The organism is Streptomyces sp. PL-29, assembly GCF_058344425.1.
The window spans coordinates 4514055-4537055 of sequence record NZ_CP136996.1 but is presented as its reverse complement, the minus strand read 5'-3'; the positions used below and the strand labels follow the sequence as shown (position 1 = coordinate 4537055).

Genomic DNA, 23001 nt, shown 5'->3' with positions numbered 1-23001 from the left:
CCAACTCGGTCTGTCACAACTCCGTGATAGGGAGGACAACGTGACTGATACCAATCCCTATCGGGCAGAGCCCTCGCGCTACGACGCCATGGAGTACCGGCGCACCGGCCGCAGCGGCCTCAAGCTCCCCGCCATCTCCCTCGGCCTCTGGCACAACTTCGGCGACGACCGGTCCCTGGAGTCCCAGCGGGCGATCCTGCGGCGCGCCTTCGACCTCGGCGTCACCCACTTCGACCTGGCCAACAACTACGGCCCGCCGCCCGGATCGGCCGAGCTGAACTTCGGCAAGATCTTTGCGCAGGACTTCGCGCCCTACCGCGACGAGCTGATCCTGTCGACCAAGGCCGGCTACCTGATGCACCCCGGGCCGTACGGCGAGTGGGGCAGCCGCAAGTACCTGCTCAGCTCGCTCGACGCCTCGCTGAAGCGGATGGGCGTCGACTACGTTGACGTCTTCTACTCGCACCGCTTCGACCCGCACACCCCGCTCGAGGAGACCATGGGCGCCCTCGCGTCCGCGGTCCGGCAGGGCAAGGCCCTCTACGTCGGCGTCTCCTCCTACACGGCCGGGCAGACCGCCGAGGCCGTGCGGATCCTGCGCGACATGGGCGTACGCCCGCTCATCCACCAGCCGTCCTACTCCATGATCAACCGCTGGACGGAGGAGGACGGCCTGCTGGACACCCTGGAGGACGCCGGCATGGGGTGCATCTCCTTCGCGCCGCTGGCGCAGGGCCTGCTGACGGACAAGTACCTCAAGGGAATCCCGGCCGACTCCCGCGCCGCCCAGGGCACGTCGCTCAACCCCGACCTGCTCTCGGAGGACGTGCTGCGCCGGCTGGCCGGCCTGAACGAGATCGCGGCCCGCCGCGGCCAGTCCCTGGCCCAGCTCGCGCTCACCTGGGTGCTGCGCGACGAGCGGATGACCTCGGCCCTGATCGGCGCGTCGAGCGTCCGTCAGCTGGAGCAGAACGTGGCCGCCCTGGCCGGCCCGCCGCTCTCCGGGGAGGAACTGAAGGAGATCGACTCCTTCGCGGTGTCCACCCCCGGCACGAACATCTGGGCCCAGCGCGGCTGACCTGCGAAGTCGCCCCAACACCCGCGCGGGGAACGGGTGGACAAAAAACGGGCCGGTCCGTGGGGGGGATACGGACCGGCCCGAGGGGGGGGTTCCACCATAACCCTTCGTAAAGCATGCTGCGTGCATCGGCACGCCATGACTACGCTCCGAAACCACCCAGCAGCAGTCCGGTGAGCGCCCCGGCCGCCATGAAGGGCCCGAAGGCGAAGCCCTGGTCACGGGTGGCGGAGCCGCGCAGGAGCAGCGTCAGGCCGTACAGCGCGCCGTAGAGGAGGCCCAGGAAGGCCCCGGACGCCCATACCCCCCACCCGTACCACCCAAGAGCGACCCCCAGCGAGAGCGCCAGCTTGACGTCACCGAAACCCATGCCGGCGGGGTTGACCAGATGGAGCACGAGGTACGCGGCCCCGAGCGCGCCCCCGCCGAGCAGCGCCAGCCGCCAGGACCCGGCCGCGCCGGGCAGCAGGACGGCGATTCCGAGCAGGGCGGCCGCCCCCACCGCAAGCGGCAGGGTCAGTACGTCGGGCAGCCGGTGCACGGCCCGGTCGACGAGGGCGAGCAGGACCAGGACCGGGGCCAGTCCCGCGTACACCGCCGCCTCGGGACGCACCCCCACGGCCGCCGCGATCAGGGCGCAGACCCCGCCGGCGAGGACGGCCGGAAGCACGGACCGCGGCCCGTACGCGTGCGCCGGCCCCGACACGCCCCCCGGGCCGGGCGGCCCGGACGGCTCTGCACGGGCCGGGCGGCAGCGGGCCGGGCCGAGCCAGCCGCGCAGCCGGTGCCCCCGAGGGCAGTTCTCCCGCCACGGGTCACCGGGGTCCACGGACAGCCGGTAGGCCGCACGCGGCAGCAGCAGCCCGGCGGCCACGCCATACCCGGCGGCGAGAACGATCACGACCACACCCATCCGGCGAAGGTAGGCGGTCCCCTAGGGTGGCCGCCATGGCGCACTGGCATGACGGGCCCGCCGCGCTGCGGGTCGCGGCGGGCTCCGCACCGATCCCACTGGAGATCGCCGCCTCCTACCGGGCGAGGACGCGCGGGCTGCTCGGCCGAGACGGGATCGACGGAGCGATGCTGCTGACCCCCGCGGCGAGCGTGCACACCTTCCGGATGCGGTTCCCGATCGACGTGGCGTACCTGGACCGGAACCTGCGCGTGCTCGCCGTGGTCACCATGGCTCCCGGCCGACTCGGACTGCCGCGGCTGCGCGCCCGGCACGTCCTGGAGGCAGCAGCCGGCGCCATGGCCGGATGGGGCCTGGCGGCCGGGACCACGCTGGACGTGGACACCGCCTAGGCCGAGCTCGCCGCCGGCAGTAGGTTGGGGCGGTTGAGCTGGGGCAGTAGGGGAGCGGCATGACGGAGAACGCGCGGATCAAGGCGCTGGAGCAGATCATGCCGGCGACGCACGGCGCCGACGAGGACGTCGACTGGCCCGCCGCCGAGGCGGCCTGGGGGATCCGGTTCCCGTCGGACTTCATCGCGTTCATGGGCCGGTTCGGCGCCGGCTCCATCAACGGCGAGGCGAGCATCCTGCTGCCGATGCCCACACCCGGGCTGCAGTGGGATCCGGCCGAGATGGCCGAGGAGACGGCGAACGCCCGGCAGATGTGGGTGGCCGAGGGTGGCCGTTCGGCCTTCGGCGTGGATCCGGAGTCGATCATCGCCTGGGGCGTCACGGGCGGCTCGGACATCCTGTGCTGGCTGACCACCGACCCCGATCCGGACCGCTGGCCGGTCCTGGTGTGCGGTCGACACACCGCGGACTCCTTCGCCGTGTACCCGTACGGCATGGCCGAGTTCCTCCACCGCCTCTGCTCCGACGAGTTCGACGTGAGCCCGGTCAGCATCACCTTCTGGGACGGCGGCCACCTGAGCTTCGTGCACTGGCGCAAGGCGCAGCGCCGCTGGCAGGAGGGCCGCAACCCGGAGACGGGCGAGCCCGACCCGTACGCGGGCGAATTCACCGACTGACCGGGCGCCCCGCCACCTCCGCCCGCCGACCCTCCGACCCTCCGACCCTCCGACCCGTTTCCCGAGGGGAAACGGGCTTTTCCTCATGTCTACGCGCGTCCACCGCGCCGACCTCATATCGGAAAACACCAGCCGGAAAAGATTCGGTTGGAGCATTCACCACAAGTACGACCCCCCTGGAAAAAACCCCCGCCCCACAGGAGAGAATTCCGGCCAACGGGCCATCGAGGGATCAGCCGGCTCGGAGCAACTCATAAGCAGCAACCAGACACAAAAGAAATTCAGGGGAATACTTCCGTGCGACGGAGAATTTTCGGCACGACCGCCACCGCGACCGTGCTCGGCCTGCTGATACCGCTGGCCGGATGCGGCGGCGGCACAAACGGGGCAGGTGACGGAGGGACGCTTCAGCTGATCGCCGCCGAATACGGTGACAGTCCGGCTACCAGTTCCAAGCCCTTCTGGGACAAGGTGACCGCTGATTTCACCGAGGAGAATCCGGGAATCAAGGTCGAGGTCAAGCTCCTGCCCTGGGCCGACATCGACCGCGAAGTATCCCGCATGGTCAAGACCGGCAAGGCGCCGGACATCGCGCTCATGGGCTCGTACTCCGACTTCGCCGCCCGGGGGGAGCTCTATCCCGCGGACGAACTCCTCTCGGTCACCGCCGAGGCGAATTTCCTCCAGCCGCTGGCCGACGCCGGTTCGGTGGGCAACACCCTCTACGGCCTGCCCTTCGTGGCGAGCAGCCGCCTCCTCTTCTACAACGAGGCGCTGTTCGCCAAGGCCGGCGTCAAGGGGGCCCCCAAGACCTGGTCCGACCTCAAGGCCGCCGCCAAGGCGCTCAAGGAGAAGGGGGTGACGTACCCGTACGCCCTGCCGCTGGGGCCCGAGGAGGCCCACGCCGAGGCGCTGATCTGGGAGCTCAGCAACGGCGGCGGCTACGCCGACAGCAGCGGCAACTACAGCCTGGCCTCCGACAAGAACGTCGAGACCTGGAAATGGGTCAAGGAGAACATGGTCGCGACCGGCTACACGGGTGCCACGTCGCCGTCCCGGCTCAATCGGGCCGATGCCTTCGCCGCCTTCACCCGCGGCGAGGTCGGCATGCTCAACGGCTATCCCTCGCTCGCCCACGAGGCGCGCGCCAAGGGCATCAGCGTCGCCACCACCACCATGCCCGTCTCGGACGACCTCGGCGTCGGGGAGACCCCGCCGACCGTCGGCGTGGCCGACTGGATGATGGCCTTCCGGCAGAACGGCAAGCGCGCGGAGATCGGCAGGTTCCTGGACTTCGTCTACCAGGACAAGAACCTGTCGGACTTCGCCAGCCGCTACCACCTGCTGCCTTCCACCGTGACCGCCTCGCGCACCCCGGCGGGCGGCGGAATCGCCGAGAACGACCAGCAGTTCCTCAACGCACTGCGCGGCGCCCAGCTCTACCCGGTCAACGACCCGTCCTGGGTGACGGTCAGCGACACCATCAAGCGCAACATCGGACGCGCCGTGGAGCCGGACGGCAACCCGAAGGGCGTCCTGGAGGACATCGCCGCGCAGGCCTCACAGGCCTCCAAGAAGCACTGAAGGCCCCGCGCCTCCCCGAAGTCCCGCACGACACGGGACCTTCGACCCGGGACGTGGACCGCATCATGCGGCACCATGGCCACTACGGTCCCGATCAGGGGCCGCGGCCCCGTCGCCCGCCGAGCACTCACGAGGTGCGCGGGGCGGCCGGCCCCGACGGGAGCTCAGCGCTGCTTCCCGTGGTCCTGGGAGAACGCCGTCCGGTACTGCTCGCAGCTGGAGTTCCAGCGCAGGGAGCCGTGGAGCGTCCCGTAGCCCGAGCGGGTGAGCGACCACTCCACCGTGTACGCGCCGGTGTCGCACGCGATCCGCTTGCCTCCCGCCACCTTCTCGCGGCCGGTCGCCGGCTTCCCGGCCAGTTCCTTGCGCACTTCCGCCACCACCGAGCGGTCCGCGCGGCGCAGGACGGCGTGCACGACGATCGGGTGCCGGCCCTCCTTGACCGTCACCGCCTTCTTCACCACGGTCGAGTCCGACACCGCCCAGGCGAACTCGTACGCGGGCTCCCACGCCAGCGTGCTGGGGTCGCCGACCTTGCGCTCGTAGTCCGGGGCGGCCGAGTGGCCGGGGCGGGTGACGGTCTTGTAGCGCACGCCGGGATGGAAGCGGAACTGCCCCTCCACCTTGTGCATTTCGTCGTCGGTCCACATCGACTTCATGGTCTTCTCGCCGCCTGCCGGGTCCTGCAGGTAGACCGCCGCCTCCGCGGCGGTGGCCTGCTGGACGAGGGTCGGGGCGAGGGCCGCGGCGGCGGTGGCGAGGGCGAGAGCGGCGGTGCGGGTGCGCTTCATGCCCGGACCAACGGGCCCCGGCGCGCGCCGGAACGAGGCCGCCCGCCCTTTCACCCGTACGGGAGTCGCCGGGCCGCCGCACTGTCCGATGATCGGCTTCGGTGCGGGCCGCACGTACCGGGGCCCGGCGACCGGCTCCAGCGGGCGTGAACCGGCCCCCGGGGGCGCGGAACGGGCCAGGGGGCGCGGATCGGGCCCGGCCGTTGTGGATCAGGCCTGGCCGGTTTCGAAGCGGCTGATGCGGCCGCCGCCGGGGGCGATGGTGAAGCGCCAGGCGGTCCGCATCTCGCCCCAGGTGTCATTGCGGTAGTCGACGACGAGGGAGCGGCCCTCGTCGGACTCGGACACGACGTCCATGTGCCCCCTGGAGTCGAAGATCTCCCGGTCGACCCACGCGTGGAGGTCGCGGTCCGATCCGTCGTCGGACATGGTGGCGTCGGCGGTCAGCAGCTTCAGGAAGGCGTCCTTGTCGTGCGCGTTGACGGCGGTGACGAGGGCGCCGACCACGGGGTCGGACAGTTTGCCGGGGGCGATGGCCACAGGAGCCTCCTGGTCGGGCGTACGTTCGTCCGTGCCCGAACAGGTAACAACGCGGTCGGGTCCGCGTCGTCTACCCTCACCCGTTCGCGCGGCGGACGGCGTGTCAGGGGCCTCCGGGCGGGCGACGGATCACGGGGTGTCGGGGGTGGTGCGGACCGGGAAGCCGGTCGGCCGGCCCTGGTCCGCGAGCCAGGCCAGCACCCGGTCGAGGGCCTCGACGGTTTGGGCGCGGTGGCCGCCGCCGTCGTGGAAGAGGACGGTCGGGCCGTTGCCGATCTCACGTTTGACGGCGTCGACGATGGCGTCCGCGCCCGGCTTCTGGAAGTCCTTGGTGTCCACGTTCCAACCGAGCGGGCGCATCCCGTTCGCGGCGGCGATGCGGCGGCTCTCGGGGGTGAACGCGCCGCCCGGGGCCCGGTAGTACTCGACCTTCGCGCCGTTGCCCGCGGCCTCTTCGATGAGCTTCTTCGCGTCCAGGATCTGCCGTTCCTGGTAGTCGGCGGGCTTTTGGTCCATGGCCGTGTCGTGGTCCATGGTGTGGTCGCAGAGCCGGTGGCCGTCGGCGACCACCCTCTTGACGAGGTCGGGATGAGCCTTGGCCTGGGGTCCGACCATGCAGAAGGTCGCCCTGACTCCGTACTTGTGCAGTACGTCGAGCACGTGGGGGGTCCAGCGGGGGTCGGGGCCGTCGTCGATGGTGATGTTGACGGCGGTGTCGCCGTTCTCCGAGGCGTGGGCTATGCCCTCGGGTATCGGCTGTCGCGCCCCCGGCCGGCCCGCCCGGCCGTGGCCGGGGTCGTCGTTCCCGCCCGGCAGGGCCGCGTTCCGCCGGGTGGCCGCGCCGGCGCTGCCCGGCTCCGCGAAGGTCGACACTCCCCAGACCGTCGCCGCCGCGACCGCGGCCGACACGACGACGACCGCTCCGGCCCGGACACCCTTCTTGTTCGTGTACGTCGAGACACCCATGAACCGTCCACTCCCCCGTCCGCCGCGCGAGCGTTCCGTGGATCAGGACGCCCGTACCCGTACGGGAGTTCCAGTCGAATCGTCCTTAAATTCCCCGTACCGGAACCGACAGGATGGTTGGGACTGATGGGGCCTATAGGACCGATGGGACTCCGCCCCTTGATCACCCGCCGTTCCTTCCCGGACGGACACGGCAGAAAACGCCCGGCCCCGCCGGACAGGTACGTCCGACGGGGCCGGGTTCGTGCGCGGCGGGGTCAGTGCGCCAGCGACTCCTGGGTCGCGGGGGCGGACTTGGCATCGGCCGGGGCGGACCCGGCATCGGTGGAGGCCGGACCGGCACCCCGGAGCGGGACCTCCTTGACGAACCAGGCCGCCAGGAAGCCCAGTACGGCGACGGCCGCGCCGAGCAGGAACGCGGAGTGCGTGCCGGCGGCTACCGCGTACTGGTAGGCCTCCCGTACCGCCTCCGGCAGCCGGGCCAGGCTCGCCGCGTCCAACTGGGCCGAGCCCGCGGCTCCGGCGGCCTCCGGGCCCAGGCGCTCGAACATGGTGTCCGTGACCCGGGAGGTGAAGAGGGAGCCCATCAGGGCCACGCCGAAGGAGCCGCCGAGCGTACGGAAGAGGGTGGCCGACGACGACGCGACGCCCATGTCCTTCATGTCGACGCTGTTCTGTGCGACCAGCATGGTGATCTGCATCAGGAAGCCGAGCCCTGCGCCGAGGATGGCCATGTAGAGGCCGGAGACGAGGCGGGTGGTGCCGGTGTCCATGGTGGCGAGGAGGAACATGCCGACGACCATGAGCGCGCCGCCGGCGATCGGGAAGACCTTGTACCTGCCGCTGTTGGTGGTGATGCGCCCGGAGATCAGCGAGACGACCATCATCGAGAGCAGCATGGGCAGGAGGAGCAGGCCCGAGTTGGTGGCGGAGGCGCCCTGGACCGACTGCTGGAAGAGCGGGAGGTAGAGGACGCCGCCGAACATGGCGAAGCCGACCAGGAAGCCGATCACGGACATGAGGGTGAAGTTGCGGCTGCGGAAAATGTGCAGCGGCATGACCGGCTCGGCCGCCCTGGTCTCCACGTAGAGGAACGCGGCGGTCGACAGCACGCCGACGACGATGAGGCCGACGATCTGGGTGGACGCCCAGTCGTACTCGGTCCCGCCCCACGTGGTGACGAGCACGGTGGAGGTGATCGCGAGGGTCAGCAGCGCGGCGCCGAGGTAGTCGATCTTCGGGCGCTGCCGCTCGGCCTGCCGGGGCAGGTGCAGTACGGCCGTCACCATCGCCAGGGCCACGGCACCGAGGGGCAGGTTGATGTAGAAGGACCAGCGCCAGCCCATGTGGTCGGTGATGGTGCCGCCGACGAGCGGGCCGCCGATCATGGCGAAGGCCATCACGCCGGCCATCATGCCCTGGTACTTGCCGCGCTCGCGGGGCGGGATCAGGTCGCCGATGATCGCCATGACGCCCACCATCAGACCACCGGCGCCCAGGCCCTGGATCGCACGGAAGCCGATGAGCTGGCCCATGTCCTGGGCCATGCCGCTGAGCGCCGAGCCGATCAGAAAGATGACGATCGAGGTGAGGAAGGAGCCCTTCCGCCCGTACATGTCGCCGACCTTCCCCCAGATGGGGGTGGAGGCGGCCGTGGCCAGGGTGTACGCGGTCACCACCCAGGACAAGTGCTCCAGGCCGCCGAGCTCGCCGACGATGGTGGGCATCGCCGTTCCAATGATCATGTTGTCGAGCATCGCCAGCAACATTGCGATCATGAGGGCCATGAGGACGACCCGCACGCTGCGTGGCTTCACCTCCTGCGAGGCCTGCGCGGGCTTGCTTGTCTCCACCATTTCCTGTCCACTCCCCTGGGCACCACCTGCCGGAACGGCACTTACTTGCCGACCGGCTAGTTGACTACACTGGGGACGGTAGACCCGTCACTTGCCGGGCGTCAAGTAAGTAACCGAGGAGAGTCATGTCCAGCAGCAGTCCCCAGCGCCGTCGTGGCGACACGCGCCAGCGCATCCAGGACGTCGCACTGGAGCTCTTCGTCGAGCAGGGGTACGAGAAGACGTCGCTGCGCGAGATCGCAGAGCAGCTGGAGGTCACGAAGGCGGCGCTCTACTACCACTTCAAGACCAAGGAAGACATCATCATCAGCCTCTTCGACGACGTCACGCGTCCCATCGACGAGCTGATCAAGTGGGCGGAACAGCAGCCGCGCACCCTGGAGACCAAACGCGAGGTGCTGCGCCGCTACAGCGAGGCGATGGCGGCGGGCGCCGCGCTGTACCGCTTCATGCAGGAGAACCAGGCCACGATGCGCGAACTGAGCATCGGCGAGACCGTGAAGAAGCGGCTGTACCGCCTGGTGGAACTGCTGCGCACGGAGGACGGCCCGCTGACGGACCAGGTGCGCTGCGTCAGCGCCCTGTTCACGCTGCACGCCGGGATGATGTTCCTCCAGCACGTCGAGGGCGACCCGGAGGAAACCCGCCTGGCCGCCCTGGAGGTCGCCACCGACCTCATCACGCAGGCGCACCACGAGGACACGTGACGCGCCGACGGCCACAGCCCCCTCGGGGCAGCACCCCTGAGCGGCGCGCCGGGCCGACGGCGCACGCGGACGAACCGGGAGCCGGGACCGGTTGAGGCAGGGCGGAGCGGACTCGGCCCGCCGGCCGCTCGGCGCACTGCCCGCCTGCAGACCCCCTGCGCACAGGCGAGCCGTGCTACGGGCGGGGCCGCCGCCGGAGACCGCTCAACCGCAGGTGCGTGGACGTACCCACCACGGCAGACCGGGCGGCAACGCCGAGGCGGACGGAATTCCACAGTGCGTCGAGCATTCCAGGGGAATCTTCCAGGGACTCGATCCCCCCGATTCGGTGGCGCCCGGACGCCGCAGGGTCAAGGCCGGGGCGCGGAGCCGGTCGAGGCGATGAAGCCCAGGAGGTTGTCGGCGTAGCGCTGCGGGGCGGTGAGGTGGGGAACGTGGCCCTCGCCGTGCAGGGTCCGCACCTGCGCCCCGGGGATCACCCGCGCCAGTCGGTCGACGATCGCCCCGAACCATGGCGGGCTGTCGGTGCCCTTGCTCAGCATCACCGGGCCCGGGTATCCGGACAGTCCGGCGAGGTCGACGGCGTTCCCGTCCGGGTCCCCCTGCTCATCGGCGGCGGTGGGGGCGTTGGTGACGAACGTCCGCCGGGCGGGTTCGGGCATCCCGTCCCACGCGCCCGAGCCGAACACGACCTCCTCGACGAACCGGCGCGCACCGGCCTCGGGGTCACCCGCACGTATGTCCGCCATGACGGCGTCGATGGGGGGCTGCGCCTCCCGCATCAACCGGTCCAGCTCCGGATCGCCGGCCACGACGGCGGTCAGGGGTGGCTCGTGGACGGCGAGGCTGCGCAGCAGTTCGGGACGCCGGGCCGCGAGCCCGAGTGCGACCGACCCGCCGAAGGAACTCGCGGCCACGTGGACGGGGGCGCCGACCATCTCGATGAGCGCGGCGAGGTCGTCCTCGTCCTGGGCCCGGGTGCCCTGGCCCGGCGGGCGCTCGCTCCGGCTGTGGCCGCGGCGGTCGTAGACGAGCACGCGGTGGGCGCGGGTGAGGTGCGGCAGCACGGCGTGCCAGCTGTGGTGGTCGGTCCAGGAGCCGTGGACCAGGACGAGCGGTTCCCCTTCGCCCTCGACTTCGTAGAAGAGCTCGATGTCGTTCACCCGAGTCCGCGCCACGCCTGTTCCCCCTGCCCGGTGTCCTGCCGGCCTCCCCCGCGGAAGCTTGATCATCTTCTCAGACGCCAGCCCTGCGCGGACGGCGTTCACGCATCCGCAGGCGGTGCCCGTCAGAGGATCCGGCGATCCTCGGAGGCGATCGGGACGTCGTTGATGCTCGCCTCGCGGCGGCGCATGAGGCCGTCCTCGTCGAACTCCCACTGCTCGTTGCCGTGGCTGCGCCACCACTGGCCGGAGGTGTCGTGCCACTCGTACTCGAAGCGGACGGAGATGCGGTTGCCGGTATGGGACCACAGCTCCTTGCGCAGTCGATAGTCGAGCTCGCGCTCCCACTTGTCGGCGAGGAAGGCGCGGATCTCGTCGCGGCCGGTCAGGAAGCGGTCGCGGTTGCGCCAGACGGAGTCCTCGGTGTAGGCGAGGGCGACGCGCTCGGGGTCACGACTGTTCCAGGCGTCCTCGGCGGCCTGGACCTTGGCGCGGGCGGACTCGTCGGTGAAGGGCGGCAGGGGCGGGCGGCTCATGGTGCATCCTTCCGAGCTCACGAAGCAGAGAACGTACGTTCTCCGGAACTCCGACCCTACGAGAACGACCGTTCTCCCCGCAAGGCAAACCGGGCTACCCTGCCTTCATGGACGACGAAGAGGCCCGGACCCGGCTGCTGGACACGGCGGAAGAGCTGTTCTACCGCCACGGCATCCAGGCGGTGGGCATGGACCGCATCCGCGCCGGATCCGGCGTGCCCCTCAAGCGCCTCTACCGGCTCTACCCTGCAAAGGAAGCCCTGGTCGCGGCCTATCTGGAACGGCGCGACCGCCGCTGGATCGCCGCCCTGCGCGAGGCGGCGACGAACGCCGCCGAACCGGTCCCCGCCGTCTTCGACTGGCTGGCGCGGTGGTTCTCCGAGCCGGACTTCCGGGGCTGCGCGTTCCTCAACGCGTACGGGGAGCTCGGCGCGGCCGCGCCGGAGGTCGTCCGCGTCCACAAGGCCGGGCTCCACGCCCTCCTGGCCGAATTGGCCCCGGTCGGAGCCCCGCCCGCGCTCGCCGACCAACTGCTGATCCTGGTCGAGGGTGCGACGACGGTGGCCGGCCTGAACCCCGGCCCGGAACCGGCCCACAGGGCACGCGAGGTCGCGGAGGTCCTCCTGCGACAGCAACAGTGACGCAGGTCACTCACACACCTCACTGGGGGCCGTCACATGCGCCCGGTGGGATCCGTCAGTGCTGTGCGGCCGCCGACACGGCACGCAGACCAGGAGACCACCATGGACTCTCGACTCGACCTCTACGGAACCGCCGTCACCACCAGGTTCGCGAGGTGCATCAACTCCGGCGGCAAGGTCGTCTCTGACTCGCCCCTTCTGGCGGTCACCCGGGAGTTGATGAAGATCCGGGCGAGCCAGATCAACGGCTGCGGCTTCTGCACCGACATGCACACCAAGGACGCCGCACACGCCGGGGAGAGCGCGCAGCGCCTGCACCTGGTGGCGGCCTGGCGCGAGGCGAAGGTGTTCACCGACGCCCAGCGGGCCACCCTGGAGCTGACCGAGCAGGGCACGCGCATCGCCGACGCGGCCGGCGGGGTCACGGACGAGGCGTGGGCGAACGCCGCCAAGCACCACGACGAGGACCAGCTGGCCGCGCTGGTGTCCCTCATCGCACTGGTCAACGCCTACAACCGGATGAACGTGATCGCCCAGCAGCCGCCGGGTGACTACCAGCCTGGCCAGTTCGGCTGATCGCGAGCGCCCGATCCGGCCCGGCCACCCCCGGCCCGGTCCCGCCCCGGCCGCTCGGGTGGGTGGGGCCGAGCCGGTCCCGGACGGGGCGCGCGTACTCACGACAGGCCTCCGGCCAAGGTCCGGGGACTCGCGGCGCAGCCCTTCCGCTGCCGGGCGCGCCGGGCACGGCTGGACGTCCAATGTGCCGTGTACGCAGGCCCGGTACGTGGTTCGTGCGCCGCAGGGGCCGTATGCGGGGGCCGGGTGGGTGGCTGGTAGAAAGAGATGACGTACCGACAAGTGGTCGGCCTTGGGAAGGAACCACGTGACCCAACCGTCCGGCGAGCAGCCGCAGCACCCCTGGTCGTCGCCACAGCAGCCGTTCGGCGCGCCGCCGCCTCCACCGTTCCCTCCGGCCGTACCGCCGCAGCCCGGTTACGGACCCCCTCAGGCGCCGCAGCCGGGTTACGGACAGCCGCAGGCACCGCAGTCGGGTTACGGACAGCCGCAGGCACCGCAGTCGGGTTACGGACAGCCGCAGGCGCCGCAGCCCGGTACGCCCGGGGCCGGGAACCCGTATGTCCAGCCGGGCTCGCCGTACGGCGGTTACCCGCCACCGCACCCCCTTCCCGGTTCGCCTGGGCAGCCGCCGGGGCCGGGGCCGGGGAAGCGGCAGACCGGACTCATCGTGACGGCCGCTGTGGTGGTTCTCGTCGTGGTGGCCGGCGGGGTGTGGTTCGCGGTCGGCCGGGGCGGCGACGACACCGGGTCGACCGAGGCCAAGGCGAGCCCGAGCGCCTCGGCGCCCAGCACGAACCCCAGCGAGAAGGCCCCGACCATCCAGCCACCGCCCGAGAGGTCGGAGACCCCCGCCACCCCACTCGCCCCCAAGCCCACCGGGACCGGCCTCCAGGCCGTGTGGAAGACCTCCGGCCCTACGATACTGGCCCTCGGCGACGCGTACCTCGACGAGCCTGCCCGGATCAACGCGATCCTCGGCGACGGCTCCTCCGGGTTCGAATGCAAGGGGCGTTGGCAGAAGGACGAGAGCGGCGACTTCCTGGAGGTCGGACTGCTGTGCAGCCAGGACGGCGTCCGGGTCCCGGACAAGGACCGGGTCGGCAATCTCAGCCAGAACGGCGACACCCTGACCGTCGAGTGGAAGAAGGGCGCCAGCGGCTCGGAGTCCTTCAAGCGCTTCCGCGACCTGGACCCCGCCTGATCGTCAGGTGTACCGAACGCCCGGAAGAGCCTCATCGGCGTGGCGACGCCGAGCCTGTTTCCTCCCCGGGCCGACAGGGGTGCGACACGCCATCTGCACGCTGTCGGCGCTTCTGTGCGTGCACGTGTCCGGGGAAGTCCCGTGGGGTCCGGGGAAGCGGTCGGTCCGCGTGGATGCGCGTCGGCGACATGATCACCGACGCGCTGATCCATTCGTTCGTCCTCGAAGTGTTCGTCGGAACCCTGCGCGGCCGCCCGTGACGGGCTACCGGGCTACCGGGCTAGGCGAAGCTCACGCTGTGTGGGACGGGCTCGGCGAAGCCACGGGCCGCACCGGGGTCCAGGGTGCTCGGCGGCTCCTCGCAGCCGCGGTCCGCGTACAGGGTGGCTGTGCTGTTCGTGCCGTTGACCGCACTGGTCGCGCCGTGGAGCAGGAGGAAGCACTCCGAGCCGACAGGGTCGGTGATGTCGAAGTCGCCGTACTCCGGCGAAACGTAGCTGAACGTGCCCACAGCGGCCCCGGCGGGGGCCGGCAGCGTACCGACGAGCGCGAGAGCCCCGAGGAAGGTGGTGATGGTGTGGCGAAGGCGCATCACACCAGCGTGGCCCACGGCTGCGCCGAGCCGGCCGGAGAAACGACCTCCCTCACCCGTTCGGCAGCCGGTGGGGCAGCGTCGCCCAGGTACGGGTCCCACCGCCGGGTTCCCGGGACGGCCCGAGGCCCCAGTCGCCGCCGTGGTCGCGCACCAGTGCCGAGAACACCCGGAGCGTGGCGCGGCGGCGGGCCTCACAGAGCGCGGCAAGCCGGGGGTGGGTGTGGGTGGGGTGCGCGTCGTAGACGATGACGCGCAGCTCGTCGTCGCGGTAGCGGACGGACAGGTACAGCTCCCCGTACGGGTCCATCCGCCAGGCCGAGCCGAGGAGTTCCGAGGCGGCCTGTACGGCTGTCGCTGCGAGGGGGTCGAGGGCGTAGGCGTGCAGGGCCGCCCGTACGGCCTGCCGGGCGATCCCGGCTGAGCGGGGCGAGGCGGGCAGGGTCATGCTGCACGACAACCCCTCCGCGAGGGCTGCCTGACCGGCAGTCCCGGGATCCGGTGCGACCGGGCAGGCGGATGCGGCGGTGTACGAGTGGGGGTACGGGGTGAGCAACTTCGGCTCCCAAGTCGTCGGTGGGCACAGACGGTTCGGCTTCGGAGGCTCGACGCGCACAGGGGCTCACGAGGACCGTTCACAGGCGGCATGGGCGGCGGGCGTGGCTCGTCCCCCGGGCAGGGCCGGGCGATGCACTTCAACTCGCCTTGCGTAAGCGGTGCATCACCCACAGTAAGACTGTGAAGTGGTGCCTGCACCACAAAATTCATGATGCCTGCTCCCGAAATGGACCACATGCGGGCCGGAGTGCAGACTTCCCACATGCCACCGAGGACGCTGCCGTCATATCGCCGGGCCCGACTGGGAGCAGAGCTACGCCGGATGCGCTTGAACGCGGGCGTGTCCGCCGAACTCGCGGCCTCACTCGTCGGCATGGACCGCGGAAAGATTCCCAGCATTGAGGCGGGCGCCCGGACCTTGAGCGCCGAGCGGTTGCGCACCCTGGTCACCAGCTACGGCTGTACCGACGAGCCTTACATCGACGCGCTGCTCGGCATGGCCCAGCGTCGCCGGCGAGGGTGGTGGGATCAGTACCGCGAGCGGCTCGCACCGGGCTTCCTGGACATCGCAGAGCTGGAGTGGCACGCCACACGGATGCACACGGTGCAAGCGGTTCACGTACCCGGACTGCTCCAGACCGAGGAATACTCCAGGGCCGTCTTCAACGCGGTGCTACCGCAACTCTCCCGCTTGGACGTGGAGCTGCGCGTGGCCCACCGCCAAGAGCGACAGGTCGTCCTTGACCGCCGAGATCCGGTTCGATACACCGGATATGTGCACGAGGCGGCACTGCGTATGCAGTTCGGCGGCCGACAGGTGTCGAAGCGCCAGCTCGATCGGATCTGCGAGCGAAGCACGGCGGAGCACATCACCATCAGGGTCATCCCCGTCTCTCAAGGAGCCTTCCCGGGAGCGGGGCACCCTCTGTTCTACGCCGAGGAATCGGTCCCGCAGCTCGACACGGCGCAACTCGACTCGGCCCACGGCCCGGAGTTCCTGCACGGTGCGGAGCAACTGGCCAAGTACCGCAGCCATCTGGCCTGGATGTCCGATCACACGCTCAGCCCCGAAGCTTCGCGTGATCTCATCCGAGACATCAGCAAGGAACTGTGAGAGGGGTCGCCATGCCGGACATCCGGTGGGAAGCACCGTACTGCGGTGAGGGAAACGCCTGCTATCGGATAGGGGTGGACGGGGACGGCAACAGCTACATAGCGGTGGCCGGCCAGGAGGACCGGCCGCTGACCGACAGCAGAGCGGCCCTCCAGGCCCTGATCCGGGACATCAAGGCGGGTCGGGCCGACCACCTGCTCGACTAACTCGCGCCCCGCGGGAAGGTGATCTCCACGCGGCGGTTCTTCTTGCGGCCCTCTTCGGTGCTGTTGTCGGCGATCGGGTAGTCCTCGCTGTACCCGCGTACGTCGAAGACGACGCTCGGGTTCGTCACGGTCTTGGCCAACTCGTCGTGCACGGCATCGGCCCGCTTCTTCGACAGCACCTTGCCGTGCTCGTAGCTGCCTTGGTCGTCGGTGAAGCCGAAGACCCGGATGCGGGTCGCCTTGGACTGGTTGATCTCGTTCCCGATGGCCTGGATCCGTGCGGCCGCCTGCGCGTTGAACACGGCGCTGTCCTCGGGGAACAGCACCTCGGACTGCAGCGCCATCATGACGGTCTCGTTGGTCTCCTGCCGCCGCTGCTCCCCGCCGAGGTCTTCGACGACCTCGGCGATGTCGAGCACCTTGACCGGGGCCAGGGTCCCGCCCTGCGGGATCTTCAGCCCGGGCGCGTTGGAGTCGATCGCCACGGGCGCGGCGGCGGACGGCTCCGTGCCGGGGGGCACGGAGGGCTTCACGTCGTCGGCGTGTGCGGAGCCGGCCCCGATGACGGACCCTCCGGCGATGACGAGTGCAGAGACTGTGGTGGCGGCTGCTGCGCGATGGCGTGTGGTCATGGGTCACCCAGAGATTTTGACGGTGGCCGTGGCAAAGGTCGGGAGGCTGAATTCCACCTCGCTGGTAGAGCTCGGCGGTGCCGGGAACTGGGCGAAGAACGGGATCACCTGGCCGGCGTCGACGCTGGAGACGCCCGTCGTGCACAGGCACCTGGACTCCGTGTCCCGAAGCACGTAATAGCGCTTCTTACCCGCCTTGTCGACCAGCGTCGCACCGGCGACCGACTCTCCGGTCCCCTTGAGTTCGATGCCGCGCCAGGCAACCGTGTCCTTGTAGGACTGGCTCCCCGTGTTCTTCAGCTGCCCGGATACGGTGAGGAAGCCGCCCGGATCGCGCTGCACAGAGTTGATCTCCAACGCCATGCCGGCCTGTCCGGTCAGCGTGGCGACGACTTCGGTCGGCTCCGAGCTCTGCCCCTTGCTCGGTGTCGTGTTCTGGGAGGCCGTCCCCTGGGACGGGGCAGCCGCGGGCTTCTGAGGTTCACCCGACTTGCCGTCACCGCCACCACCGCACCCGGCCAACGTAACGGCCATGACCGCCGCACCCGCAACGGCCATCCCCCCACGGACCCTCACCATGCGCCGAATGCTCATCTATGAATGCTTCCTTGTCTCTCGATCCCTGTCAGCCGACGAGTCGCACGCTGAACAGCTTTCTGGTCAATGCCTTGAGCGAACCCGGCTTCGACGGGTCGAGCTTGACCATCTCCCCACCACAAGTGAATGTCACCGCAGCAGCGTTCGGCGTGGGAGAGGGCGATGCACCACCTGACGGCGCGGTGGAAGTAGGGGTCGGGGTGGGGCTCGGGCTGGCGACGCTCGCCAAGTGGCACCTCGGCTCGATCAGGGCCGTGGCCTTCGCCGTCGCATGCATGCCGTTGGTACCGGGAACCACCGAATCCCCCACGGTTCCGTTCGTCTCCACCGTGACGGTGAACCGCGGGAGGGCGGCCGCGCATGTGGCCTTCGCATCGTTCTTAGCCGCGAAGGCCTCTGCCGCTGCGCAGGCTTCGCCGACTTTGAAGAACCGCCCATCGACGATCTTTTTCCAGACACCGGCATCCACCGACGGAAGATCGAGGCCGAGGAGAACCTTGTCTCGGGCCTCACGCCCGGCCGCCAAAGCCGCTGCATCCGCAGCGCCTTGGGCGTCACTGCGCCTGACCGACGCCTGGCCCACCGCGAAGAACGCGAGCGCGGCGAAGAGCAGCCCCGCCACGACCACCACGTAGATGGGAAAGGCCTGCCCTCGGTCACGCCCATACGTGCCGCGGGTGGCCATTAGCCGGCTTTGATGTCGGTCACCGCCTGCTTGATCCGCTTGGTGATCTCCGAACCGACACCCGAGCCCACGATCGCCCCGACGATCACGATGACCACCAGGATGATCCCGAGGTACTCGAAGGCGGTCTGGCCGCGGTCCTGTTGGGCGTGGCGCCTGCGGAGCCTCGTCACGGCCGTGTCCGTCCACCCGTTCACCCTGATCCGCGCCTCCACGGCGGCCTTCAGCAGCATGTTCTGTGACATGGGGGTTCCCTCCCGGGCCGGTACCGGTGTCGATCTGCGGACGGTACGGCGAGTCACCAGCCGTTACCAAGGGTCCCGGGACCCAATTACGGACCCACTGCGCACTCCGTCTACCCATGACCGGTCACTCCTGGACGGGCGGTTCCCAGCCAGCGGGCTATCGCCTCGCTGCGCGTCGCGCTCCCGAGCTTCGCGAAGATGCGGTTGATGTGGTTCTTGACCGTCTTCTCACTGATGAAGCAGGCGGCGGCGATCTGCTGGTTGCTCATCCCGGACGCGATCAGGTCCATGATCTCCACCTCCCGGGAACTCAGCCCGAAGACAACAGAGTTGTGCATCCGATCCGACGACTGTGCCACATCGCGTTGCGGATGCGAAGGGGTCCTGAGCTCGTTCAGCAAGGCGCTCGCCGCCGTCGGGGTGAAGTGGGGGCGGCCCAGGGGGGCGTCGCGGACGGCTCTGAGCAGGTCCTCGGCCGTGAACTCGCCGTGAACCAGGTAGCCGCCGGCGCCCAGCAGCAGGGCCTCGCGGACGATGTCGGCTTCCCTGCTGTACGTGAGCATCAGTACGGGCGCCAGCTGCACCAGGTGCGGTAGCGCCGAGATCCCGTCCACCCCCGGCATCCGGACGTCCAGCAGGACCACGTCCGGGGCGTGCCTGCGGGTCAGGCTCAGGGCCTCGCGGCCGTCCTCGGCCTGGGCGGTCACCTCGATGTCCGTGACCGCGCCCAGGATGGCCGCGAGGCCCGCCCTGATGACCGGGTTCCCGTCGGCGATGAGCACGCTCAGCCGCGCCATGGTTCAGCCACCCCCGAACAGTGCGCCGAAGTCGACGTTCGCGCCGTAGACGAATCCGCACACGAGCAGGATGAGCGTGCCCGGCAGCATGAACATCGTCACCGCGAACGTGGCCTTGGGTACCGCCCGCGCGGCCCGGCGGCGGGCGTTCTGGGCGTCCGTGCGGCGCATGTCCTCGGCGATCGCGATCAGCGTCTCGACGATCGGGGAACCCAGTTCCTCGCCCTGTTGGAGGGCCGTCACGAACTGCGCGACCTGTTCGCTGTCGTTGCGCCGCCGCAGCTCGTCGAAGGCCTGGCGCCGGCTCACACCCATGTCCATCTGCTGGAGGGTGATGCGGATCTCGTCCGCCCACGGCCCCTCGTACTTGCCCGCCACCCGGTCCAGTGCCTGTCGGAAGCCCAGCCCCGCGCTCACCACCACGGCGAGGACGTCGAGGAAGTCGGGCAGGGTCCGCTCGATGTGATCGCGGCGGACCCGGATGGCCGACCACAGGCCGACCTCGATCCAGAACAGGCCGAAGGCCACCATCAGCAGGGCCGCGACCAGTTGGCCGTTGACCAGCATGGCGAAGGCTCCGACGGCCCCCAGGGCCCCGTACACCGCTCGCCGGGCCGCGTACCGGTCGATGGTCAGGCCGGCCGGATTGCCCGCCATGTCGATCTGCCGGCGCTTGCGGGCCACCCGGGTCGCGCCCATCGCACGCAGGACGAGCGGCGCCCAGCGGATGCCGAGGCGGTCGACCAGCGATCCGACCGCCGTCGTACGGGTGGCACCGACCTCCAGGGCCAGCGCGAGGTCGGTGGGGAGCTTGACGTCCGCCCGGTAGAGGCGGATGCCGTGGAGGGCGCCGAACACCGAGAGGGCCGTGGCGAGTGCGAGGAGAAGTCCGGTCATGGTCCCGTCCGCCCCCCTCACACGTCGATCTTCGACAGGCGGCGGATGAGGACGAAGCCCAGCGCGAAGAGGCCGAGGGCGACGAGGACGGCCGTCTGCCCGAGGAAGGCGCCCGTCATGCGGTCCAGCGCGCCCGGCATCATCATGTCGACGAGGAGCAGCGAGCCGAGCCCGATGGCCGGCACCAGGTAGGCCGTGACCGTGACCTGGGACAACTGGGTGCGGATCTCGCGACGGGTCTCCTTACGCTGCTCCAGCGTCACCGTCAGGTTGCGCAGGCTGTCCACGATCGCGCCGCCGGCGCGGGCCGACAGGACGAGGGTGGAGACGAGGACGACGAGCTCCCGCGACGGCAGGCGCTCGGTGAGCTCTCCCAGCGACTCCTCGATGGAGTGGCCCACGGCGAGGCGGTCGGCGACCCGCGCGAGTTCCTCGCCCGCCGGCGCCTCCAGTTCCTCCGCCGCGATGCCGATGGCGGTACGCAGGGCCAGCCCGGCCTGGGTGGCGTTGGCGAGGATGCGGGCCAGGTCGGGGAGCTGGTTGATGAAGCGCTCCGTACGCCGCGCCCGCTGCCAGCCAAGGAAGGCGTTCGCCGCCCAGATGCCGATCAGTCCGGCCACCGGTCCGAAGAACGGGGCGAGGAGGGACGAGGCGATGAGCCAGACGCCCGCGATCGAGGCGAGCATGTAGACGAAGAACTCGCCGGGCGTGAGGTCGAGGCCGGTGGTCGCAAGCTTCTGCTCGATCCGGCGGCCGAACGCCGTCCTGCGCAGTCTGCGGTCGATCTTCCGGAAGCGGCGCACCCGGCCGAGCGGCTCGGGAGCGCCGCTCGCCGAGAGGCGTTCGACGAGGGCGGCGTGCTGGGCGCGGCCGGCCGCGTAGGCCTGGAGGCCGGCGACCGCGAGGACGCAGGCCAGCAGCGTGATGCCGAGGGTGAGGAGGATCAGTGGGTTCACAGGGCGGTCCGTGTGATGTGCGGCGTGGTGAGGGGGTCGTCGGGCAGCGCGACGCCGAAGGCCTGCGGGACGGGCTGGTTGTTCATGTAGAGGCGTTCGGCGATGCGGCGGGGCAGCGGGTAGTACTCGAAGAAGCCGTGGACGCGCCCGTCCGGCCCCATGGGCTGGGCGGCGAACCGGCAGACCGTGGTGATCCGGAAAGGTTCGCGGCCGGTGGAATCGAGGAGGGAGATCTCGGTGATGCGGCGCGAGCCGTCGCCGAAGCGGGTCAGCTGGACGATGACGTTGACGGCACTGTTGATCTGGTCCTGGAGGGCCTCGAAGGGGATCTCGACCTCCGACATGGAGGCCAGGGTCTGTAGGCGCGTCAGGGCGTCGGAGGAGCTGTTGGCGTGGACGGTGGCCAGTGAGCCGTCGTGGCCGGTGGACATGGCCTGGAGCATGTCGAGGGTCTCGCCGCCGCGAACCTCGCCGACGATGATGCGGTCGGGGCGCATGCGCAGGGAGTTGCGCACGAGGTCGCGGATGGTGATCTGGCCCTTGCCCTCCACGTTCGCCGGGCGGGATTCCAGACGGATGACGTGGGCCTGCTGGAGCTGGAGCTCCGCGGAGTCCTCGATGGTGATGATGCGCTCGCCCTCCGGGATCAGGCCGGAGAGGGCGTTGAGGAGGGTGGTCTTGCCGGTGCCGGTGGCTCCGGAGACGATCACGTTCATCTTCGCCTGGACCAGGCCGGACAGCAGCAGGAGCATCTGCTCGTCGAGGGAGCCGAGGGCGATCATCTCGTGCAGGGTGAAGGCGCGCGGGAAGCGGCGGATGGTGAGGGTGGCGCCGGTCAGGGAGAGCGGCGGGATGATGACGTTGACGCGCTCGCCGCTGGGCAGGCGCGCGTCGACCATCGGATTGGCCTCGTCGACGCGGCGGTTGACGGTCGAGACGATGCGCTCGATGGTCTGCATGAGCTGCTCGTGCGAGGCGAACCGGAGGGGGAGCTGCTCGACCCGGCCGGCCCGCTCGACGAAGATCTGGTCGGGTCCGTTGACCATGATCTCGGAGATGGAGGGGTCTTCGAGGAGCGGTTCCAGCACGCCGAGCCCGAGTGCCTCGTCGACGACGCGGCGGATGAGTTGCGTGCGCTCGGCGGTGGACAGGACGGGGCCCTCGCGGCTGATGATGTGCCCGAGGACGCGTTCCAGGCGCGCCCGGCGCTCGGCGGGGGCCAGCGCGGACATCTCGGCGAGGTCGATCTCCTCCAGCAGCTTGGCGCGGTAGGAGGAGACCAGCCGGCCGTCCTCGCGCGGGCTGTGGCGGTCGTCGGGCGTGCTGACCCGGGAACGCAGGCTCATGGTCCGGTCACCTCGGGGTCGTCGTTGGGCATGACGGCTGTGGCCCTGGCCTCGTCGGGGTCCAGGCCGGGGATGATCGAGTTGACGCGGATGGTGGCGACCGCGGTGACGGCGTCGGCCGTCCTGCTCACGACGACGCGCGCGCCGAGCCCCTCCCTGACGGCCGCCACCCCCGCCGCCTCGCCCCGGCCCGGGTGCCGGGCCTCGACGCGGGCGGCGGTGCGGGCGGCCGTGTCCGCCTGCTCGTGGACGTACGCGACCCAGCCCAGCTGGATCCCGCACAGCGCGACGAACAGCAGGATCGGTAGGAAGCCGATGTACTCCAGGGCCACTTGGCCCCGGTCCGACCGGTTGCGCGGCCTCATGTCACTCGGACTCCTTCTCCAGTGCGGCGCCGCCGGTGCCATGGATCTCGCCGAAGTCGAGGCCCGGGAAGAAGACCGGGACGCCGAGGGTGACCTCCGCCCGGTAGATGTCCCCGGACTCCGTGCATTCCACCCGGGGGCCCCAGGAGTCCCCGATGTGCTCGTGCACCGCCGCCCGGCACGCGGCGTCCCCGCGCACCGCCCCCGCCCGGGCCGCCTCGTCCGCCGCGTTGCCCGCCAGGGAGAAGGCGTAGCCGATCAGTACGCACTCCCACACCGCCGCCACCAGGAGCAGGATCAGCGGTACTGTGCCGACGAACTCGATCGCCACCTGGCCCCGGTCGCCCCGGTTCCCGCGGGCCCCTCTCCGGGCGGGCTTGGGCATCC

Annotated in this window: 29 protein-coding genes; 10 read left to right on the top strand and 19 right to left on the bottom strand. The window is 70.3% G+C overall.

The window, feature by feature from the left end; translation table 11 throughout:
- Window positions 1-40 precede the first annotated feature (40 nt).
- Window positions 41-1078, top strand: coding sequence for an L-glyceraldehyde 3-phosphate reductase (gene mgrA, locus R4Z63_RS21020; RefSeq protein ID WP_384450952.1), 1038 nt, complete (start codon window positions 41-43; stop codon window positions 1076-1078).
- A gap of 142 nt (window positions 1079-1220) precedes the next feature.
- Here the strand turns inward: mgrA and R4Z63_RS21015 are convergent, their stop codons facing one another.
- Complete coding sequence (locus R4Z63_RS21015; RefSeq protein ID WP_384450949.1) at window positions 1221-1991, bottom strand: prepilin peptidase; 771 nt, start codon at window positions 1989-1991, stop codon at window positions 1221-1223.
- A 35-nt stretch (window positions 1992-2026) separates the two neighbouring features.
- Here R4Z63_RS21015 and R4Z63_RS21010 point away from each other — a divergent pair, with 35 nt between their 5' ends.
- The 3 genes from R4Z63_RS21010 to R4Z63_RS21000 all read left to right on the top strand — a co-directional run bounded on the left by R4Z63_RS21010 (window position 2027) and on the right by R4Z63_RS21000 (window position 4644).
- A complete protein-coding gene (locus R4Z63_RS21010; RefSeq protein ID WP_037919974.1) occupies window positions 2027-2383 on the top strand; it encodes a DUF192 domain-containing protein in 357 nt (118 codons plus the stop codon).
- 59 nt (window positions 2384-2442) lie between these two features.
- Entirely contained in the window at window positions 2443-3060 is a 618-nt protein-coding gene (locus tag R4Z63_RS21005) for an SMI1/KNR4 family protein (RefSeq protein WP_384450946.1), read from the top strand.
- 297 nt (window positions 3061-3357) lie between these two features.
- The gene (locus tag R4Z63_RS21000) at window positions 3358-4644 is read left to right on the top strand and encodes an extracellular solute-binding protein (RefSeq protein WP_384450943.1); all 1287 of its coding nucleotides are present in this window, start codon (window positions 3358-3360) and stop codon (window positions 4642-4644) included.
- A gap of 164 nt (window positions 4645-4808) precedes the next feature.
- On the opposite strand, the gene R4Z63_RS20995 is transcribed toward R4Z63_RS21000, so the two are convergent.
- The 4 genes from R4Z63_RS20995 to R4Z63_RS20980 form a co-directional block, all read right to left on the bottom strand.
- On the bottom strand, window positions 4809-5435 hold the full coding sequence (locus R4Z63_RS20995; protein WP_037919367.1) for a hypothetical protein: 627 nt from the start codon (window positions 5433-5435) through the stop codon (window positions 4809-4811).
- A gap of 210 nt (window positions 5436-5645) precedes the next feature.
- Window positions 5646-5975, bottom strand: coding sequence for a nuclear transport factor 2-like protein (locus R4Z63_RS20990; RefSeq protein WP_037919365.1), 330 nt, complete (start codon window positions 5973-5975; stop codon window positions 5646-5648).
- 129 nt (window positions 5976-6104) lie between these two features.
- Window positions 6105-6941, bottom strand: a complete 837-nt coding sequence (locus tag R4Z63_RS20985; RefSeq protein ID WP_384450939.1) for a polysaccharide deacetylase family protein — start codon at window positions 6939-6941, stop codon at window positions 6105-6107.
- 257 nt (window positions 6942-7198) lie between these two features.
- Window positions 7199-8797 carry an MDR family MFS transporter gene (locus R4Z63_RS20980; RefSeq protein ID WP_384450936.1) on the bottom strand — a complete coding sequence of 533 codons (1599 nt, stop codon included), beginning with the start codon at window positions 8795-8797 and terminating at the stop codon, window positions 7199-7201.
- Window positions 8798-8922: 125 nt separating this feature from the next.
- On the opposite strand from R4Z63_RS20980, the gene R4Z63_RS20975 reads away from it, so the two are divergent.
- Window positions 8923-9504: a TetR/AcrR family transcriptional regulator gene (locus R4Z63_RS20975; protein ID WP_384450933.1), complete on the top strand. Its 582-nt coding sequence runs from the start codon at window positions 8923-8925 to the stop codon at window positions 9502-9504.
- 350 nt (window positions 9505-9854) lie between these two features.
- Here the strand turns inward: R4Z63_RS20975 and R4Z63_RS20970 are convergent, their stop codons facing one another.
- The gene (locus R4Z63_RS20970; RefSeq protein ID WP_384450930.1) at window positions 9855-10682 is read right to left on the bottom strand and encodes an alpha/beta fold hydrolase; all 828 of its coding nucleotides are present in this window, start codon (window positions 10680-10682) and stop codon (window positions 9855-9857) included.
- A 110-nt stretch (window positions 10683-10792) separates the two neighbouring features.
- On the bottom strand, window positions 10793-11203 hold the full coding sequence (locus tag R4Z63_RS20965) for a nuclear transport factor 2 family protein (RefSeq protein WP_037919356.1): 411 nt from the start codon (window positions 11201-11203) through the stop codon (window positions 10793-10795).
- A gap of 107 nt (window positions 11204-11310) precedes the next feature.
- Here R4Z63_RS20965 and R4Z63_RS20960 point away from each other — a divergent pair, with 107 nt between their 5' ends.
- The 3 genes from R4Z63_RS20960 to R4Z63_RS20950 all read left to right on the top strand — a co-directional run bounded on the left by R4Z63_RS20960 (window position 11311) and on the right by R4Z63_RS20950 (window position 13624).
- A complete protein-coding gene (locus R4Z63_RS20960) occupies window positions 11311-11844 on the top strand; it encodes a TetR/AcrR family transcriptional regulator (protein WP_384450927.1) in 534 nt (177 codons plus the stop codon).
- A 102-nt stretch (window positions 11845-11946) separates the two neighbouring features.
- The gene (locus R4Z63_RS20955) at window positions 11947-12420 is read left to right on the top strand and encodes a carboxymuconolactone decarboxylase family protein (RefSeq protein ID WP_384450924.1); all 474 of its coding nucleotides are present in this window, start codon (window positions 11947-11949) and stop codon (window positions 12418-12420) included.
- Between the two features lie 670 nt (window positions 12421-13090).
- Window positions 13091-13624, top strand: coding sequence for a hypothetical protein (locus tag R4Z63_RS20950; protein WP_384450921.1), 534 nt, complete (start codon window positions 13091-13093; stop codon window positions 13622-13624).
- Window positions 13625-13904: 280 nt separating this feature from the next.
- On the opposite strand, the gene R4Z63_RS20945 is transcribed toward R4Z63_RS20950, so the two are convergent.
- Both R4Z63_RS20945 and R4Z63_RS20940 read right to left on the bottom strand, forming a co-directional pair.
- Window positions 13905-14216 carry a hypothetical protein gene (locus R4Z63_RS20945; protein ID WP_384450918.1) on the bottom strand — a complete coding sequence of 104 codons (312 nt, stop codon included), beginning with the start codon at window positions 14214-14216 and terminating at the stop codon, window positions 13905-13907.
- Window positions 14217-14268: 52 nt separating this feature from the next.
- The gene (locus tag R4Z63_RS20940) at window positions 14269-14664 is read right to left on the bottom strand and encodes an ATP-binding protein (protein ID WP_384450915.1); all 396 of its coding nucleotides are present in this window, start codon (window positions 14662-14664) and stop codon (window positions 14269-14271) included.
- 318 nt (window positions 14665-14982) lie between these two features.
- Here R4Z63_RS20940 and R4Z63_RS20935 point away from each other — a divergent pair, with 318 nt between their 5' ends.
- Together R4Z63_RS20935 and R4Z63_RS20930 are read left to right on the top strand one after the other, a co-directional pair.
- Window positions 14983-15888 (top strand): helix-turn-helix domain-containing protein, encoded by a 906-nt coding sequence (locus R4Z63_RS20935; RefSeq protein WP_384450912.1) that lies wholly within the window; start codon window positions 14983-14985, stop codon window positions 15886-15888.
- Between the two features lie 11 nt (window positions 15889-15899).
- Window positions 15900-16094 carry a hypothetical protein gene (locus tag R4Z63_RS20930; RefSeq protein ID WP_037919343.1) on the top strand — a complete coding sequence of 65 codons (195 nt, stop codon included), beginning with the start codon at window positions 15900-15902 and terminating at the stop codon, window positions 16092-16094.
- On the opposite strand, the gene R4Z63_RS20925 is transcribed toward R4Z63_RS20930, so the two are convergent.
- The 10 genes from R4Z63_RS20925 to R4Z63_RS20880 form a co-directional block, all read right to left on the bottom strand.
- Window positions 16091-16726: an OmpA family protein gene (locus R4Z63_RS20925; RefSeq protein ID WP_384450909.1), complete on the bottom strand. Its 636-nt coding sequence runs from the start codon at window positions 16724-16726 to the stop codon at window positions 16091-16093. The two genes, R4Z63_RS20930 and R4Z63_RS20925, sit on opposite strands and share 4 nt — an antisense overlap.
- A gap of 3 nt (window positions 16727-16729) precedes the next feature.
- The gene (locus R4Z63_RS20920) at window positions 16730-17320 is read right to left on the bottom strand and encodes a hypothetical protein (RefSeq protein ID WP_037919338.1); all 591 of its coding nucleotides are present in this window, start codon (window positions 17318-17320) and stop codon (window positions 16730-16732) included.
- A gap of 31 nt (window positions 17321-17351) precedes the next feature.
- Complete coding sequence (locus tag R4Z63_RS20915) at window positions 17352-18008, bottom strand: pilus assembly protein TadG-related protein (RefSeq protein WP_037919336.1); 657 nt, start codon at window positions 18006-18008, stop codon at window positions 17352-17354.
- A complete protein-coding gene (locus R4Z63_RS20910) occupies window positions 18008-18253 on the bottom strand; it encodes a hypothetical protein (RefSeq protein WP_384450905.1) in 246 nt (81 codons plus the stop codon). Before R4Z63_RS20910 ends, R4Z63_RS20915 begins: the two co-directional genes overlap by 1 nt.
- Before the next feature lie 110 nt (window positions 18254-18363).
- Window positions 18364-19050 (bottom strand): response regulator, encoded by a 687-nt coding sequence (locus R4Z63_RS20905; RefSeq protein ID WP_384450902.1) that lies wholly within the window; start codon window positions 19048-19050, stop codon window positions 18364-18366.
- Between the two features lie 3 nt (window positions 19051-19053).
- A complete protein-coding gene (locus R4Z63_RS20900) occupies window positions 19054-19947 on the bottom strand; it encodes a DUF5936 domain-containing protein (RefSeq protein WP_384450899.1) in 894 nt (297 codons plus the stop codon).
- A gap of 17 nt (window positions 19948-19964) precedes the next feature.
- Window positions 19965-20903 carry a type II secretion system F family protein gene (locus R4Z63_RS20895; RefSeq protein WP_037919328.1) on the bottom strand — a complete coding sequence of 313 codons (939 nt, stop codon included), beginning with the start codon at window positions 20901-20903 and terminating at the stop codon, window positions 19965-19967.
- Window positions 20900-22249 carry a TadA family conjugal transfer-associated ATPase gene (locus R4Z63_RS20890; RefSeq protein WP_384450896.1) on the bottom strand — a complete coding sequence of 450 codons (1350 nt, stop codon included), beginning with the start codon at window positions 22247-22249 and terminating at the stop codon, window positions 20900-20902. The genes R4Z63_RS20895 and R4Z63_RS20890 overlap by 4 nt, the downstream gene beginning before the upstream one ends.
- Window positions 22246-22614 (bottom strand): TadE/TadG family type IV pilus assembly protein, encoded by a 369-nt coding sequence (locus R4Z63_RS20885; protein ID WP_037919323.1) that lies wholly within the window; start codon window positions 22612-22614, stop codon window positions 22246-22248. Before R4Z63_RS20885 ends, R4Z63_RS20890 begins: the two co-directional genes overlap by 4 nt.
- 1 nt (window position 22615) lies before the next feature.
- Window positions 22616-22999 (bottom strand): TadE/TadG family type IV pilus assembly protein, encoded by a 384-nt coding sequence (locus tag R4Z63_RS20880; protein ID WP_037919321.1) that lies wholly within the window; start codon window positions 22997-22999, stop codon window positions 22616-22618.
- Window positions 23000-23001 lie beyond the last annotated feature (2 nt).

What these genes read in the sequence shown, in the direction of transcription:
- R4Z63_RS21015 (WP_384450949.1), bottom strand. Translation starts at nt 1,991, where the DNA reads ATGGGTGTGGTCGTGATCGTTCTCGCCGCCGGGTATGGCGTGGCCGCC.
- R4Z63_RS21010 (WP_037919974.1), top strand. Translation starts at nt 2,027, where the DNA reads ATGGCGCACTGGCATGACGGGCCCGCCGCGCTGCGGGTCGCGGCGGGC.
- R4Z63_RS21005 (WP_384450946.1), top strand. Translation starts at nt 2,443, where the DNA reads ATGACGGAGAACGCGCGGATCAAGGCGCTGGAGCAGATCATGCCGGCG.
- R4Z63_RS20995 (WP_037919367.1), bottom strand. Translation starts at nt 5,435, where the DNA reads ATGAAGCGCACCCGCACCGCCGCTCTCGCCCTCGCCACCGCCGCCGCG.
- R4Z63_RS20985 (WP_384450939.1), bottom strand. Translation starts at nt 6,941, where the DNA reads ATGGGTGTCTCGACGTACACGAACAAGAAGGGTGTCCGGGCCGGAGCG.
- R4Z63_RS20980 (WP_384450936.1), bottom strand. Translation starts at nt 8,797, where the DNA reads ATGGTGGAGACAAGCAAGCCCGCGCAGGCCTCGCAGGAGGTGAAGCCA.
- R4Z63_RS20975 (WP_384450933.1), top strand. Translation starts at nt 8,923, where the DNA reads ATGTCCAGCAGCAGTCCCCAGCGCCGTCGTGGCGACACGCGCCAGCGC.
- R4Z63_RS20965 (WP_037919356.1), bottom strand. Translation starts at nt 11,203, where the DNA reads ATGAGCCGCCCGCCCCTGCCGCCCTTCACCGACGAGTCCGCCCGCGCC.
- R4Z63_RS20960 (WP_384450927.1), top strand. Translation starts at nt 11,311, where the DNA reads ATGGACGACGAAGAGGCCCGGACCCGGCTGCTGGACACGGCGGAAGAG.
- R4Z63_RS20955 (WP_384450924.1), top strand. Translation starts at nt 11,947, where the DNA reads ATGGACTCTCGACTCGACCTCTACGGAACCGCCGTCACCACCAGGTTC.
- R4Z63_RS20945 (WP_384450918.1), bottom strand. Translation starts at nt 14,216, where the DNA reads ATGCGCCTTCGCCACACCATCACCACCTTCCTCGGGGCTCTCGCGCTC.
- R4Z63_RS20940 (WP_384450915.1), bottom strand. Translation starts at nt 14,664, where the DNA reads ATGACCCTGCCCGCCTCGCCCCGCTCAGCCGGGATCGCCCGGCAGGCC.
- R4Z63_RS20935 (WP_384450912.1), top strand. Translation starts at nt 14,983, where the DNA reads ATGATGCCTGCTCCCGAAATGGACCACATGCGGGCCGGAGTGCAGACT.
- R4Z63_RS20930 (WP_037919343.1), top strand. Translation starts at nt 15,900, where the DNA reads ATGCCGGACATCCGGTGGGAAGCACCGTACTGCGGTGAGGGAAACGCC.
- R4Z63_RS20925 (WP_384450909.1), bottom strand. Translation starts at nt 16,726, where the DNA reads ATGACCACACGCCATCGCGCAGCAGCCGCCACCACAGTCTCTGCACTC.
- R4Z63_RS20920 (WP_037919338.1), bottom strand. Translation starts at nt 17,320, where the DNA reads ATGAGCATTCGGCGCATGGTGAGGGTCCGTGGGGGGATGGCCGTTGCG.
- R4Z63_RS20915 (WP_037919336.1), bottom strand. Translation starts at nt 18,008, where the DNA reads ATGGCCACCCGCGGCACGTATGGGCGTGACCGAGGGCAGGCCTTTCCC.
- R4Z63_RS20910 (WP_384450905.1), bottom strand. Translation starts at nt 18,253, where the DNA reads ATGTCACAGAACATGCTGCTGAAGGCCGCCGTGGAGGCGCGGATCAGG.
- R4Z63_RS20905 (WP_384450902.1), bottom strand. Translation starts at nt 19,050, where the DNA reads ATGGCGCGGCTGAGCGTGCTCATCGCCGACGGGAACCCGGTCATCAGG.
- R4Z63_RS20900 (WP_384450899.1), bottom strand. Translation starts at nt 19,947, where the DNA reads ATGACCGGACTTCTCCTCGCACTCGCCACGGCCCTCTCGGTGTTCGGC.
- R4Z63_RS20890 (WP_384450896.1), bottom strand. Translation starts at nt 22,249, where the DNA reads ATGAGCCTGCGTTCCCGGGTCAGCACGCCCGACGACCGCCACAGCCCG.
- R4Z63_RS20885 (WP_037919323.1), bottom strand. Translation starts at nt 22,614, where the DNA reads ATGAGGCCGCGCAACCGGTCGGACCGGGGCCAAGTGGCCCTGGAGTAC.
- R4Z63_RS20880 (WP_037919321.1), bottom strand. Translation starts at nt 22,999, where the DNA reads ATGCCCAAGCCCGCCCGGAGAGGGGCCCGCGGGAACCGGGGCGACCGG.